Here is a 13737-nt window from a genome sequence, read left to right on the forward strand (position 1 = left end):
AGCCGGGCTGCCGCTAGACTCGACGCCACAATGGACGACCCCCCTTCTGCGCATCCGCCCTCGCACCGGCTCGTTCGGATCTCCCCGGTCCCCTCGGGCTCGATCCTGCAGCCGCTCCCGCTTCCGCTGACCGGGGGTGATCCCCGTGGGCACTGAGTGGCTCCTGCTCGGCGTCGGCCTGCTGCTGACGCTCGGCACCGGCGTGTTCGTCGCGAGCGAGTTCGCGCTGGTCAACCTCGACCGCGCCGATCTCGAGGCCCGCCGCGACCGCGGCGAGACCCGCCTCGGCATGACGATCGCCGCCCTCCGCGTCACCTCGACGCACCTCTCCAGCGCGCAGCTCGGCATCACGCTGACGACGCTGCTCACCGGCTACACGATGGAGCCGGCGCTCTCGACGCTGCTGCGCGTGCCGTTCGGCGGGCTCGGGATCCCGGACGAGGTGCTGACGCCGATCATGACGGTGCTCGCCATCGTCATCGCGACCCTGCTGTCGATGATCCTCGGCGAGCTGGTGCCGAAGAACTTCGCGCTGGCGCTGCCGCGGGCGACGGCGAAGCTGGTCGTACCGATTCAGACCGCGTTCACGACCGTCTTCCGGCCGGCCGTCGCGCTGCTGAACGGCAGCGCGAACGCCCTGCTCCGCCTGGCCGGCATCGAGCCGAAGGAGGAGCTCTCGGGTGCCCGCAGCGCCGAGGAGCTCTCGAGCCTGGTGCGCCACTCCGCGAGCGCCGGACTGCTCGAGGAGGACACGGCCGACCTGCTCGGGCGCACCCTCCGCTTCTCCGCGCTCTCCGCGGGCGACGTGATGACGCCGCGGCTGCGGCTGTCCACGCTCGAGCGCTCCAGCACCGCCCAGGACGTCCTCGACCTCGCCCGGACCACCGGCCTCTCGCGCTTCCCGATCACGGACGACGACATCGACGACATCGTCGGCGTCGTGCACGTCAAGCAGGCGGTCGCGGTACCGCGCGGCAAGCGCTCCGAGGTGCCCGTCACCGCCCTGCGCTCGGAGCCGCTCCGCGTGCCCGAGACGATGAAGCTCGACGTGCTGCTCACCGAGCTGCGCGGTCGCGGCTTCCAGCTCGCGGTCGTCGTCGACGAGTACGGCGGAACGGCGGGCGTCGCGACGCTCGAGGACCTCGTGGAGGAGCTCGTCGGCGAGGTGGCGGACGAGCACGACCGCTCGCGCCCCGACGTCGTGAAGCTGCCCGGCTCGACCACCTTCCCCGGCATGCTGCGGCCCGACGAGGTGCGCGACCGCGCCGGAGTCGTCATCCCCGAGGAGGGGCCGTACGAGACGGTCGCCGGGTTCGTGATGAGCGAGCTCGGCCGCCTGCCCGCCGTCGGCGACGAGGTGCCCGTCGAGGGCGGGTCGCTCCGCGTCGAGCGGCTCGACGGCCGGCGCATCGACCGCCTCCGCTTCACCCCGGACCCCGACGCGGCGGGCGAGGGCATCCCCGACCCGCTCGCCGACGTGGGCCGGCCGCACCGAGGACGCCAGGAGGCCGACCATGAGTGACTGGGCAGGAATCGCCTGGCTCGTGGTGCTGCTCGCCGCGAACGCCTTCTTCGTCGGAGCAGAGTTCGCGGTCATCTCCGCGCGCCGCTCCCAGATCGAGCCCCTCGCCGAGAGCGGACGCCGCAGCGCGATCACGGCGCTCGCCGCGATGGAGCACGCCACCCTGATGCTGGCGACGACGCAGCTGGGCATCACCGTCTGCTCGCTGCTGATCCTCAACGTCAGCGAGCCGGCGATCCACCACCTGCTCGAGGTACCGCTGCACGCGGTCGGCATCCCGGACGAGTTCTCGGGCACGGTCGCCTTCGTGATCACCCTGGTGATCGTCTCGTTCCTGCACGTCGTGCTCGGCGAGATGGTGCCGAAGAACATCTCGTTCTCGATGCCGGACCGCGCCGTGCTGCTGCTCGCGCCGCCGCTCGTCGCGATCGCCCGCGTGATCAGCCCGATCATCGTCGCGCTCAACGCGATCTCGAACGGGGTGCTGCGGCTCTTCCGGGTCGAGCCGAAGGACGAGGCGAACAGCACCTTCACGCTCGAGGAGGTGCAGACGATCGTCGACCAGTCGACCCGCGAGGGCACCCTGCGCAGCAACGGCACCCTCCTCGCCGCGTTCGAGTTCACCGAGAAGAAGGTGCACGACGTGGCGCTGCCGCTCGACGGCATCGTCAGCCTCCCCGCCGGAGCCTCGCCCGCCGACGTCGAGCGCGCCGTCGCGAAGCACGGCTTCTCGCGCTACGTCGTGCTCGGCGAGGACGGGCAGCCCGAGGGCTACATCCACCTCAAGGACGTGCTCGACCTCGACGGCGACACCGAGGGTCCCAAGTTCCGCCTGCCCATCCCGGCCAAGCGGATCCGCCAGCTCGCCTCGATCTTCGAGGCCACCGACCTCGAGGACGCCCTCGCGATCATGCGCCGCACCGGCGCCCACCTCGCGCGCGCCTTCGACGAGCAGGGCCGCGCCACCGGCGTCCTCTTCCTCGAGGACATCATCGAGGAGTTGGTCGGCGAAGTCGACGACGCCACCCGCCGCTGAGGCGCGGGCCGGGGAGGCGGCGCTCGCGGCGTTGTCGTCGGTCGCGATACCGCCGGTATCGCTCCCTCCTCCGCCTTGCGATCGCCACCTCCCCGGCCCGCGCCTCGACTCGAGGCGGGGTGGCAGCGGCTTCGCCGGCTGCGGTGGGTGACAGCGGCTTCGCCGGCTGCGGTGGGCAGCGGCTTCGCCGACTGGCCTTCGCGGCGGTAGCGTCGCCGGCTGCGGGTGCGGCAGCGGCGGCCCTTCATGCTGGTCGAGTAGCCCGGCAGGGGCGTATCGAGACCCACCGTCTCCAGCAGGGCGGGACTGCAGACCCAGGTGCTGACGGTGGTGGATCTCGATACGCCCGCTTCGCGAGCTACTCGATCAACATGGTGCCCGGTCCCGCTGCACATGTGAGGTGGTGATGATCATGCTGGTCGAGTAGCCCGCAGGGGCGTATCGAGACCCGCGTCATCAGGCGTGCGGCTGCCGGAGTTCTGCTGCGGGCGGATCTCGCAGAGGGCGGCGTCAGGGGTGCGACCTAGGCTGGCGGGATGACGGATGGGCAGAAGGAGTTCGGGCTCGCGGAGGCGGCGTCGGCCGTACGGGTGCCGCGTGCCGAGGACGACAAGTACAGCCGCGGGGTGCTGGGGATCGCGACCGGGTCGGAGCACTACCCGGGGGCGGCGGTGCTCGGGGTCGAGGCGGCGGTGCGCACCGGGCTCGGCATGGTGCGCTACCTCGGGCCGGAGCGGCCGTCCGCCCTCGTGCTGGCGCGTCGCCCCGAGGTCGTCACCTCGGCCGGGCGGGTGCAGGCCTGGCTCCTCGGCTCCGGGACGAGCGCGGACGACCGCTCGGAGGACGAGCGCGCCGCCCTGCTCGAGCAGCTGCACTCGGGGATCCCCGTGGTGCTCGACGCGGGCGCGCTCGACCTGATCGGCGAGGCCCGCGGTCCGGTGGTCATCACTCCGCACTACCGCGAGCTCGCCGGCCTGCTCGCGCGCGCCGGGGTGGACGTCGACGCGGCCGCGATCGCCGCCGACGCGAGCGGCTGGGCGCGGCGCACCGCCGAGCGCTTCGGGGTCTGCGTGCTGCTCAAGGGCAGCACCACGCACGTGGTCTCCGGGAGCACCGCCCACGAGGTCAGCGGCTCGACGCCCTGGCTCGCCACGGCGGGCAGCGGGGACGTCCTCGGCGGAGTGCTCGGCGCGCTGCTGGCCGGCCGAGCCGCGGATGCGGAGAGCCGGGGGACGACGCTCGGGGACGAGGATCTCGCGGCGGTCGCCGCCGCCGCGGCCGTCCTGCACGCGCAGGCCGGCGCGGCGGCGTCCGGAGGCGGGCCGATCGCGGCCCTCGACATCGCCGAGCAGCTCCCCGGCGTCGTCGCACGGCTGCTGAACTGAAACGCCGCCATCGCCTGCCGCACTGAACCGATCGCGTCCCCGGCCCGTTGACACAGGAGAGACGGCCTCCCCCCGCGACCCGCACATCGGAGCCGCACAGCCGCCTCATCGGAACCCCCGAGCTCCCGGCCCTAGCGTCGGGGACGACAGCCGCGTCCGCCCCCCACCCAGGAGAACAGACATGACCGCGAAGACCACGACTCCCGTCCGCTACGCCCTCACCCTCCTCGCCGGAGCCGGCACCCTCGCGGCCCTCGCCGCCTGCTCGAGCACCGCCACCGCCGGGACCGAGGACGCCGGCTCGAGCGCCGCCGCGACCAGCGCGCCCGCCGCGACCTCCAGCGCCGCCCCCGAGTCGACCGGTTCCGCGTCGACCGGCTCCACCGCGACCGGCGCCTACGCCGACGGCACCTACGAGGCCGACGGCTCCTACACCTCGCCCGGCGGCAACGAGTCGGTCGGCGTCGAGCTGACCCTCGAGTCGGGCGTCGTCACCGCCGTCACGGTGACCCCCGAGTCCGAGAACCCGACCGGCCAGGAGTACCAGACCCGCTTCGCCAGCGGCATCTCGGGCGAGGTCGTCGGCAAGAGCCTCGACGAGCTCGACGTGACCAAGGTCTCCGGCTCCTCGCTCACCTCCGGCGGCTTCAACGACGCCGTCGAGACGATCAAGGCCGATGCCGCGGCCTGAACCTCTGCACCCTGACGCCGCGCCGACCGCGACCCGGCGCGTCCTCGAGAGCGCGTGGCGCTTCGAAGCGATCGGCACCACCTGGCAGATCGACACGGACGCGCCGCTGGACGCGCTCGTGCGCGAGCGGGTCCGCGCGCGCATCGAGGCCTACGACCGCACCTGGTCGCGGTTCCGCGACGACTCCGCCGCTTCGCGCCTTCGGACCGAGCCCGGCGAGCACGTCTTCCCGGCGGAGGCGGTCGAGCTGTTCGCCCTCTACGACGAGCTCTTCGCGCTGACCGGGGGCGGCGTCACGCCGTTCGTCGGCGACGCCCTCGAGCAGCTCGGCTACGACCCGGCCTACTCCCTGGTTCCGCGCGGCCCCGTCGCGCCGGCTCCGTCCTGGGCCGCGGCCCGCGTCGGCGGGGGAGCGACGCTCCGCACAGCGGCCGGAGTCGTGCTCGACGTCGGCGCGGCCGGCAAGGGTCAGCTCGTCGACCTCGTCCTGGACGAGCTCGCGAGCGCGGGCGTCGAGCGCGCCGTCGTCGACGCGAGCGGCGACCTGCGCGCCCGCGGGGTCGGCGCCTACCGCGTCGGCCTCGAGCACCCCTTCGACGCGAGTCGCGCGATCGGCGTCGCCGAGCCGGGCGAGCGCGCGCTCTGCGCCTCGGCCGGCAACCGCCGGGCCTGGGGCGACGGGCTGCACCACGTCCTCGACGGCCGCACCGGCCGCCCGGTCGACACCGTCATCGCCACCTGGGTCGTCGCCGACAGCACCCTCGTCGCCGACGGTCTCGCGACCGCCCTCTTCGTCTGCCCGCCCGAGGTGCTCGCCGAGCACTTCGACTTCGAGTTCGTCCGCGTGCTCAGCGCCGGCGGCCTGCACTACTCGCCCCGCTTCCCCGGAGAGGTCTTCTGATGATCGGCACCCTCGATCGCGCCCTCGGTCGCATCACCATGTACCGGCTGGTCTGGCTGACGCTCGCCGCGCTCCTCGTGGTCGCGCTCGGCTACTCCGCCGCCGGGCTGATCTTCTTCACACCGATCGAGATCGCGGCGACCGCGGTCGTGGCGATCGTCTCGACGACCGGGGCGACCTGGCTGATCGCCCGGCTGGTCGGGTCGCCCGCCCACCTCGAGTCCTCGCTGGTGACCGGACTGCTGATCGCGTTCCTCCTCTTCCCGACCTCGGAGCCGCGCGCGCTGCTCGTCGTGGCGCTGATCGGCCTGATCGCCGCCGCCTCGAAGTACGTGCTGGTCTGGCGCGGGCGCCACCTCTTCAACCCGGCCGCCGTCGCGGTGCTGATCGTCGGCATCGCGCAGGGCCTGCTGCAGGACACCCCGTTCGCGGGCTCGCTGACCGCCGCGGCCTGGGCGCTGCCCACCGGCGCGCTCTGGCCGTGGGTGCTGCTCGGCGCGCTCGTCGTCGTCGCACGGGTGCGCCGCTGGGCGATCGTCGTCGTCTTCATCGCGGTCGCCGGAACCGTCTCCGTGCTCAACTCGGTGATGAACGGACAGGAGCCCGGAGCCGCGCTGTCGCTGGTCCTGACCGCGTACCCGTTCGTCTTCGCCGGCGCCTTCATGCTGACCGAGCCGCTGACCCTCGCCCCGCGCCGCTCCCAGCAGCTGATCGTGGCCGTCGTCGCGGCTCTGCTCACGACGGTCCCGTTCTCGCTCGGACCGCTGCACGCCAGCCCGGAGCTCGGCCTCGTCGCGGGCAACGCGATCGCGTTCTTCTTCGGCCAGCGCCGGCGGCTGTCGCTGGAGCTGCGCTCCTCGAGCGTCATCGCTCCGGGCATCACGGAGTACCGCTTCGCCTCGCGGACGCCGGTGCGCTTCGAGGCGGGCCAGTGGCTCGAGCTCGACGTGCCGCACCGCTCCGACGGCCGGGGGAGCCGTCGCACCTTCTCCATCGCCTCCGCTCCCGCCGACGGCGAGATCGCCGTGGCCATGCGGCTGCCCGAGAAGGCGAGCAGCTTCAAGCGGGCGCTCGCCGGTCTCGAGCCCGGTGCCGTGGTCCGCGCCACGAGCGTCGGCGGCGACTTCGTGCTGCCGGCCGACCCGGCGACACCGCTGCTCCTGGTCGCGGGCGGCATCGGCTTCACGCCGTTCGCGAGCCAGCTGAGGGCGATCGCGGCCGGACCGGAGCGCGACGTGGTCGTCGTCTACGCGGCCGCCCGGCTGGAGGACGTGGCGTACCGCGAACTCCTCCGCGCCTCCGGGGCCCGCGTCGTGCTGGTCTCGCCCGAAGCGCCGGATCGGCTGCCCGAGGGCTGGTCGCACGTCGTCGGACGGATCACGGCGGAGCGCCTCGCGGACGCCGTGCCCGACGCGCCGCGCCGGGTCGGGTTCGTCTCCGGCTCGCCCGCGTTCGTCGACTCCGTCCGCGGCGCCCTCCGCTCGGCCGGTGCGAAGAAGGTCCGCACCGACGCCTTCGCCGGGTACTGATGCGGCCGGTGGCCGCTCAGGAAGGAGTTCCCAGGGCCGTTCAGGGGTCCGATGAGGGCGCCGTCTACACTGACGCGGTGCCGACCCCTGCCGCCCCAGAGACCGCCGCCACCCGCGCCTCCCTCCGCCCGTCCGCCCGCCCGATCGCGTGGCTGCGCGAGAACCGCGACTCCGCCGCCGTGCTGTGGGGCGGCTTCGCCCTCGTGCACGTCCTGCTCTCCCTGCTCGCGCTCTACGCCCCAGGACTGCCGATGGGGGACGTCAGCATCGTCTACAAGGGCTGGATGCGGACCGCCGTCGAGGGCGGCGGGCTCGTCGGCTTCGACACCGGCTGGGTCTACCCGATCCTCGCCCTGGTGCCGATCAGCGCCGCCTGGCTCTTCGGCGAGGCGGGCTACGACCTGACCTGGCTCGTCGGCGTGATCGCCGTCGATGCGGCGGCCTTCGCCCTGCTCCTGCACCGCGGGATCCCCGCCCGGCTCGCTGCGGCGCGCTGGTGGCTGCTCTTCCTGGTGCTCCTCGGTCCGATCGCCGTCGGCCGGATCGACGCCTTCACCGTTCCGCTCGCCATCGCCGGGCTGCTCTGGGCCTCCAGCCGACCGGTCGTCGCCGCGCTCGCGCTGACCGTCGCGACGTGGATCAAGGTCTGGCCCGCCGCCCTGCTCGGTGCCGCCGTCCTGGTGCTGCGCGGCCGCTGGCGGCTCGTCGCCGTCGGCGCCGGGCTCTCGGTCGTGATCATCGCCGGCGTGTATGCGCTCGGCGGCGGCGAGTACGTCTTCAGCTTCGTCACCGACCAGACCACGCGCGGTCTGCAGATCGAGGCGCCCGTCAGCACGCTCTGGATGTGGCTCTCCATCGGCGGCTGGGCCGGCAGCTACGTCTGGTACGCCGCCGACATCAACACCTTCGAGATGCACGGCCCGTTCACCGATGTCGCCGCCGAGCTGATGAACCCGGCGCTCGCGCTCGCGGTGGTCGGCACGGTGCTGCTCGGTCTCCGGGCGCTGCGCGCGAAGGCGTCGCCGGTGCGGCTGCTGCCGCTGCTGAGCCTCGGACTCGTCCTGGTGCTGATCGACATCAACAAGGTGCTCTCGCCGCAGTACATCGTCTGGCTGGCGCCGCCGGTGATCGTCGGGCTCGTCGTGGCCGGTCGCGACTTCGCGACGCCGGCGAAGCTGACCCTCGCGATCGCGGTGTTCACGCAGATCGTCTACCCGTACCTCTATCTCTTCCTGCTGTACTCGAACGCGGGCATGGTGCTGGCGCTGACCGTGCGCAACGTCCTGCTGCTCGTGCTGCTCGGCTGGGTGCTCCGCGAGCTGTGGCGGACGGGGAGCCGCGCGCCCGCTGCCGAGGGCGTGCGCGCCTAGGCTGGACGGCGGGTCCGGTGGTCGGGTCCGCTGGGAGGTCCCTCGTGCTGGTCGCATTCTCCGTCGCTCCGTCCGGCGGTGAGGGCCCCGACGCCTCCGTCCACGACGCCGTCGCCGCCGCCGTCCGCATCGTCCGCGACTCCGGCCTGCCGAATCGCACGACCTCGATGTTCACCGAGATCGAGGGCGAGTGGGACGAGGTCTTCGACGTGATCAAGCGCGCCACCGAAGCGGTCGGTGCCTACGGGTCGCGGGTCTCGCTGGTGCTGAAGGCCGACATCCGGCCCGGCTACTCGGGCGAGATCGACGCCAAGATCGAGCGGCTCGGCCGCGCGCTCGAGGAGTGAGGCGCGCGGGAGCGCTCTCCGACTCGAATCGTTTCGATCCGCTTCCGATCCTCGCTATCGTGGTCCGGTGACCCTCTCCCCGGCCCGGACCCGCCTCGCCCTGCTCGCCCTCGCGATGGGGGGCTTCGCCATCGGCTCGACCGAGTTCGTCGCGATGGGGCTGCTGCCGCAGCTCGCCGCCGACCTGCTCCCGGACGTCTACGCCGCGAGCTCCGAGCAGGCGAACTCGCAGGCCGGACTGCTGATCTCCGCCTACGCGCTCGGCGTCGTCGTCGGTGCTCCGACGATCGCCGCGGCCGCCGCGCGCTGGCCGCGCAAGCGCCTGCTGCTGATCCTGCTGGCCGCGTTCACGATCGGGACCGTCGCCTCGGCCCTGCTGCCGACCTTCCCGCTCGTGCTGGCCGCCCGCTTCGTCGCGGCGCTGCCGCACGGCGCGTACTTCGGCATCGCCTCGCTCGTCGCCGCGGACCTGATGGGGCCGGGCAAGCGCGGCAAGGGCGTCGCCTTCGTGCTGTCGGGACTGACCATCGCGAACGTCGTCGGGGTGCCCGCCATCACCTGGGTGGGGCAGAACGCGGGCTGGCGCAGCGCGTACCTCGTCGTCGCGGCGATCTTCGCGGCGACCGTGGTGGCCGTGTGGCTGCTCGTGCCGTTCCAGCGGGGGAACCCGGGCGCGACCATGCGCAACGAGCTGAAGGCCTTCGCCCGGCTGCAGGTCTGGATGACCCTGCTGATCGGCGCGATCGGCTTCGGCGGGCTCTTCGCGATGTACAGCTACATCACGCCGCTGTCGACCGAGGTGACCGGGCTGCCGCTGGGCGCCGTGCCGTGGATCCTGGTGGTGATCGGCCTGGGCATGACGGTCGGCAATCTGGCGGGCGGCTGGGCGGCCGACCGGAACGTGCGGCTCGCACTCGTGGTGCTGTTCCTCGGGGTGCTCGTGTCGCTGATCGGCCTGGCGCTGACCGCGACCTCGGTGGTGGGCCTGGTCGTGTTCACGTTCCTTGCGGCGGGCTTCTCCGCGGGAGCGTCGCCGGCCATCCAGACCCGGCTGATGGACGTCGCCCGCGACAGCCAGACCATCGCCGCGGCGCTCAACCACTCCGCGCTCAACATCGGCAACTCCGTCGGCGCCGCTCTCGGCGGGGTGACCATCGCCGCCGGCCTCGGCTACCTGTCGCCGATCTGGGTCGGCGTGGTCCTCACCGCGGCCGGCATCCTGCTCGCCTTCGCCAGCATCGCCATCGACCGCGCCCGCGGCACCGTCGACGCGCCGCGCGACCCGTCCCGCCCCGCCACAGGCAGCGTCCCGGTCAACGCCCTGTAGGGGCGCCGCGGCGCATGCTGATCGAGTAGCCCGCGCGAGCGGGCGTATCGAGATCCACCGGCACCGGACGGGGGTCTGCAGGCCGCCCTGCTGACGCCGGTGGGTCTCGATACGCCCCTGCGGGGCTACTCGACCAGCATGGAATGGGCACCACACGGTACGCCTCGCCTGCAGACCAGCCGACCACGGAGCGGCGCAGACGGAAATCCGCGTGTCAGCGGATTCTCCGCAGCCGCCGTGAGACGCTCTGCGAAATGCGCCCACTTCGCGAAGCCGACTGCGGCGCGGCGGGCGGGGACCGCCGCGCACGAGAGCACCGCCGCGGCGCAGACGGAAATCCGCGTGTCAGCGGATTCTCCGCAGCCGCCGTGAGACGCTCTGCGAAATGCGCCCACCTCGTGCAGCCGACTGCGGCGCGGCGGGCGGGGACCGCCGCGCAGCACGAGCACGGGTTCCGCGCCGGACGGCGCGGAACCCTCAATCCGTTTCGATGAGGATCCCGTCGTGGATGGCGCGCTTGCGCAGTGCGACCTTGGTGCCGACGTCGATGCCGACCACGCGGTACTTCTCGCGGATGCGCTTGAGGTAGGACTTCGCGGTCTCCTCGGAGATGCCGAGCTCGAAGGCCACGGACTTGACAGGCTCGCCGCCGCCGTAGAGCGCCATCACGCGGCGCTCCTGCGCGCTGAGCTTGGGGGCGCCGTCGGAGTCGCCGGTGGAGAGCGCCATGTCGAGCTCGTGCGAGATGTAGGAGTGGCCGTCCTTGGCCGCGCGGATCGCCTCGACGATCATGTCGGCGTCCTCCGTCTTGACGAGGTAGCCGAGCGCGCCCGAGGCGAGCGCCTCGCGGACCACGGCCGGCTCGGAGTAGGTGCTCATCAGCACCGTCTTCACGCCGGTGGTCTTCAGGGTGGAGAGCTTGACCGAGATCGGGATGTTGTCCTTGAGGTCCAGGTCGAGCAGCACGACGTCGACGGGGAACTCGGGGTGGGTGAGCAGCTCCGGCCAGGAGGCGACCGCGGCGACCAGCTGGATGTCCGACGCGGCGCCGCGGATCCACTCCGTGAGGGCACCGAGGAGCATCTTGTGATCGTCGACCACGGCGAGCGTGATCTTCGGTTCTGCGGTGGAGGTCATCGGTGTCCTTCGGCTCGGCGGGAGGGCGGGGCGGTCGTCTCTGCTCAGCGATCGGCCGGATTCTCGACGTAGCAGTCGATCTCGATCCGGAGCGCGTCGTCGTGCGACGTGTCGCGGAACGCACCGACCTGTGCGATAGCCTCCCACGTCGCGGGATCGACTCCGCGCACGGGCACGCCCTCGGACTGCAGAGTGAGCGGCACCAGCAGGGAGCGCGGCGGGGCGTCGGCCTCCGGTTCGCGCGGTGCTCCGGCTTCGACGTGCAGCACGACGGTGAGCCCGGAGGCGCCGTCGAGGATGAGCCAGATGGCGGAGAGCAGGCCGTCGCGCTGCTGGTGGCCGAGGAGGCCGGCGGTGCCGTCGGGGTCGTGCAGATCGACGAGCGGGGCCAGCAGCTCGGACTCCTGGATCGCGTGGTGCAGCCAGGTCTCGCGACGCCCCTCGATGAGGTGGAGGCGGAGGCTGGTCGCGAGCGCGGCGGCGTGCGCGGCGCGGTGCGGATCGAGCGGCAGGACGGTCGTGCCGTCGCCGACCTCGGCGAGCAGGCGCTCGGCCGCGAGGTCGAGGCGGGCGAGCTCCTCCGAGGCGAGCATGCCGACCGCGTAGCGCGGTCCGAGGGTGGTGCTCTGCACGAGGGCGCGGTCGATCTCGAGCTGGACCATTCGGCGGAAGCCGCGCATCATCACGACCGCCACGACGGCGGGAGCGAGGGTCACGGCCATCGCGCTGATCCGCACCGAGAACGAGGTCTCGTCGCCCGAGCCCATGGCGCTGTAGGCGACGAGCTCGGCGACCGCGATGGCGAAGGCGACGGCGAGGACCTCGATGCTGCGGCGGTGCACGATCATCGCGGCGTGGGCGACCGCGGCGGCCACCGCGGCGGTCGGGACGGCGGCGGAAGGACCGTGACCGGCGACGGCGATCAGGTCCAGTGCCACGGCCCCGGTGATCCCGACGAGCAGGCCGACGTAGGCGGCGGTGGGCAGCCGCTGCCCGCAGACGTGGATGGCGACGACGGTCGCCGTGAAGGAGGCGACGAGGAGGAGCCAGGCGACGACGACCAGCCCCGGCCGCGCGTAGTCGTCGACGGTGGCGAGGAAGACCAGGAGCTCGTAGGCAATCAGCGCCGCCGCGATGCCGGTGAGGCCGCTGCCGAGGTAGCTGGTGCCCAGGGTCTCCTGCTGTCCCTTCCGCGCGCGGGCGGAGCGGGGCGAGCCGTCGGGCCGGCGAGGAGCGGCACCGGGTCCGCCGAGGAGGGGGGAGGCCCGCTCGGTGCCGGCGCTCACTTGGGCACCTCCAGCACCACAGTGGTGCCGGAGCCGGGCGAGCTGAAGAGCCGGGTGCGGCCGCCGACGTCCGCGAGCCTCGCGACGACCGACTCCTTGAAGCCGAGCTTCGTCGCGGGCACCGTGGCGATGTCGAAGCCGGCACCGGCGTCCGTCACCATCGCGCGGACGGTCTGCTCGTCCTCGGTGATGGTGACGTCGGCGGACTCGACACCGGAGTGCCGCCGCACGTTCTCGAGGCACTCGGCGAGGGCGAGCAGGAAGGAGTCGAGCGCGGCGCCCTCGAGGACGACCTCGCCCGAGCCGTGCAGGACGACCTCGAGGCCCAGCCGGCCGAACCGGTCCCGGACGTCCTCGAGCGAGGTCGCGGCGGGCGACGCCGTGACGCTGGTCAGCTGGTACGAGCCGGACGCGCTCGGCGTCGGCGTCCCGCCGAGGCGCAGCTGGCGCAGGAGCTGCGCGTCCTGCGCGGCCTGGCGGCGGAGCGCGTCCTCGGAGACGCCGCGGCCGGAGTGGGCGAGCAGGGTGAGCGTCGCGAGCACCGTGTCGTGCAGGAGCCGCGCTCCCTGGCGGCGCTGCGCCTCCGTCTCGCTCGCCTGCCGCTCGACGCGGTGCGCGTTGCCGATGCTGTCGATCCGCCGGACGACCCGGGGGACGGCCGTGCTGATCCAGAGCGCGAAGCCGGCGAGCGTGCCCCACGGCAGCAGGCTCTGCACGAGCGCGTTCGACAGCATCGCCTCCTCGGCGACCAGCACGGAGACGATCACGCTCGGCACCAGGACGGGCAGGAGCAGCAGCAGCCGGCGGACGGAGGTGGTGACGACGACGGCGACGGTGCTGGTGACGGCGTTGGCGGTGCCGACGAGCACGTATCCCTCGAAGCCGCTGCTCACGCCGATGGCGCTCGCGAGCCCGATGCTCAGCGCGAGGCCGCCGACGGCGAGCAGGAGCACCCAGAGCGTGCGTCCGCTGCGGCCGAGCTGCAGGTGGAGGACGGCGAGTCCGAGGAGCAGCGCCACCGCGAACGGCACGGCGTCGGCCGCCAGCGCCCCGGGGCCGAGGACCAGGGCGATGGCCGTGGCGTCGATCAGGAGGCCGATGCCGCACGCGGACTGGCGGAGGAGGCGGTCGCGCTCGCGAGCGCTGCGGACCAACGGCACGGGCACGCTCCTTCCGGTGGGCGGCGCGGGGCGGACCCCCGTCTCA

At 73.1% G+C, this 13737-nt stretch carries 12 protein-coding genes; 9 read left to right on the forward strand and 3 right to left on the reverse strand.

The genetic code is table 11. The features are described 5' to 3' along the window. Nucleotides 1-145 precede the first annotated feature (145 nt). The 9 genes from MT355_RS05990 (at nt 146) to MT355_RS06030 (ending at nt 10108) form a co-directional block, all read left to right on the forward strand. Entirely contained in the window at nt 146-1522 is a 1377-nt protein-coding gene (locus tag MT355_RS05990; RefSeq protein ID WP_243582421.1) for a hemolysin family protein, read from the forward strand. After that, the gene (locus MT355_RS05995; protein ID WP_123444413.1) at nt 1515-2558 is read left to right on the forward strand and encodes a hemolysin family protein; all 1044 of its coding nucleotides are present in this window, start codon (nt 1515-1517) and stop codon (nt 2556-2558) included. The genes MT355_RS05990 and MT355_RS05995 overlap by 8 nt, the downstream gene beginning before the upstream one ends. Before the next feature lie 536 nt (nt 2559-3094). Further along, nucleotides 3095-3943: an ADP/ATP-dependent (S)-NAD(P)H-hydrate dehydratase gene (locus MT355_RS06000; protein WP_243598875.1), complete on the forward strand. Its 849-nt coding sequence runs from the start codon at nt 3095-3097 to the stop codon at nt 3941-3943. Between the two features lie 181 nt (nt 3944-4124). Next, nucleotides 4125-4634, forward strand: a complete 510-nt coding sequence (locus tag MT355_RS06005; RefSeq protein WP_132435822.1) for an FMN-binding protein — start codon at nt 4125-4127, stop codon at nt 4632-4634. Continuing rightward, on the forward strand, nt 4621-5535 hold the full coding sequence (locus MT355_RS06010; protein ID WP_243598876.1) for an FAD:protein FMN transferase: 915 nt from the start codon (nt 4621-4623) through the stop codon (nt 5533-5535). Before MT355_RS06005 ends, MT355_RS06010 begins: the two co-directional genes overlap by 14 nt. Further along, entirely contained in the window at nt 5535-7064 is a 1530-nt protein-coding gene (locus MT355_RS06015) for an oxidoreductase (protein ID WP_243598877.1), read from the forward strand. Before MT355_RS06010 ends, MT355_RS06015 begins: the two co-directional genes overlap by 1 nt. 77 nt (nt 7065-7141) lie before the next feature. Then, nucleotides 7142-8434, forward strand: coding sequence for a glycosyltransferase family 87 protein (locus tag MT355_RS06020; RefSeq protein WP_243598878.1), 1293 nt, complete (start codon nt 7142-7144; stop codon nt 8432-8434). Nucleotides 8435-8478: 44 nt separating this feature from the next. Next, a complete protein-coding gene (locus MT355_RS06025) occupies nt 8479-8781 on the forward strand; it encodes a thiamine-binding protein (protein WP_123702710.1) in 303 nt (100 codons plus the stop codon). 115 nt (nt 8782-8896) lie between these two features. Beyond that, on the forward strand, nt 8897-10108 hold the full coding sequence (locus MT355_RS06030) for an MFS transporter (protein ID WP_243599277.1): 1212 nt from the start codon (nt 8897-8899) through the stop codon (nt 10106-10108). 477 nt (nt 10109-10585) lie between these two features. Here the strand turns inward: MT355_RS06030 and MT355_RS06035 are convergent, their stop codons facing one another. The 3 genes from MT355_RS06035 to MT355_RS06045 are packed head-to-tail and all read right to left on the reverse strand — an operon-like array spanning nt 10586 to nt 13691. Continuing rightward, entirely contained in the window at nt 10586-11245 is a 660-nt protein-coding gene (locus tag MT355_RS06035; protein ID WP_123445394.1) for a response regulator, read from the reverse strand. Between the two features lie 44 nt (nt 11246-11289). Then, a complete protein-coding gene (locus MT355_RS06040) occupies nt 11290-12531 on the reverse strand; it encodes a hypothetical protein (RefSeq protein ID WP_243598879.1) in 1242 nt (413 codons plus the stop codon). Further along, a complete protein-coding gene (locus tag MT355_RS06045) occupies nt 12528-13691 on the reverse strand; it encodes a sensor histidine kinase (RefSeq protein ID WP_243598880.1) in 1164 nt (387 codons plus the stop codon). Before MT355_RS06045 ends, MT355_RS06040 begins: the two co-directional genes overlap by 4 nt. Nucleotides 13692-13737: the final 46 nt, after the last annotated feature.

The sequence above is a fragment of the Rathayibacter sp. VKM Ac-2929 genome (assembly GCF_022815495.1).
In the GTDB taxonomy this organism is placed as follows: Bacteria; Actinomycetota; Actinomycetes; order Actinomycetales; family Microbacteriaceae; genus Rathayibacter; species Rathayibacter festucae.

Coding starts and splice junctions, on each gene's coding strand:
- MT355_RS06035 (WP_123445394.1), bottom strand. CDS start 11,245: ATGACCTCCACCGCAGAACCGAAGATCACGCTCGCCGTGGTCGACGAT.
- MT355_RS06015 (WP_243598877.1), top strand. CDS start 5,535: ATGATCGGCACCCTCGATCGCGCCCTCGGTCGCATCACCATGTACCGG.
- MT355_RS05995 (WP_123444413.1), top strand. CDS start 1,515: ATGAGTGACTGGGCAGGAATCGCCTGGCTCGTGGTGCTGCTCGCCGCG.
- MT355_RS06000 (WP_243598875.1), top strand. CDS start 3,095: ATGACGGATGGGCAGAAGGAGTTCGGGCTCGCGGAGGCGGCGTCGGCC.
- MT355_RS06030 (WP_243599277.1), top strand. CDS start 8,897: ATGGGGGGCTTCGCCATCGGCTCGACCGAGTTCGTCGCGATGGGGCTG.
- MT355_RS06005 (WP_132435822.1), top strand. CDS start 4,125: ATGACCGCGAAGACCACGACTCCCGTCCGCTACGCCCTCACCCTCCTC.
- MT355_RS06010 (WP_243598876.1), top strand. CDS start 4,621: ATGCCGCGGCCTGAACCTCTGCACCCTGACGCCGCGCCGACCGCGACC.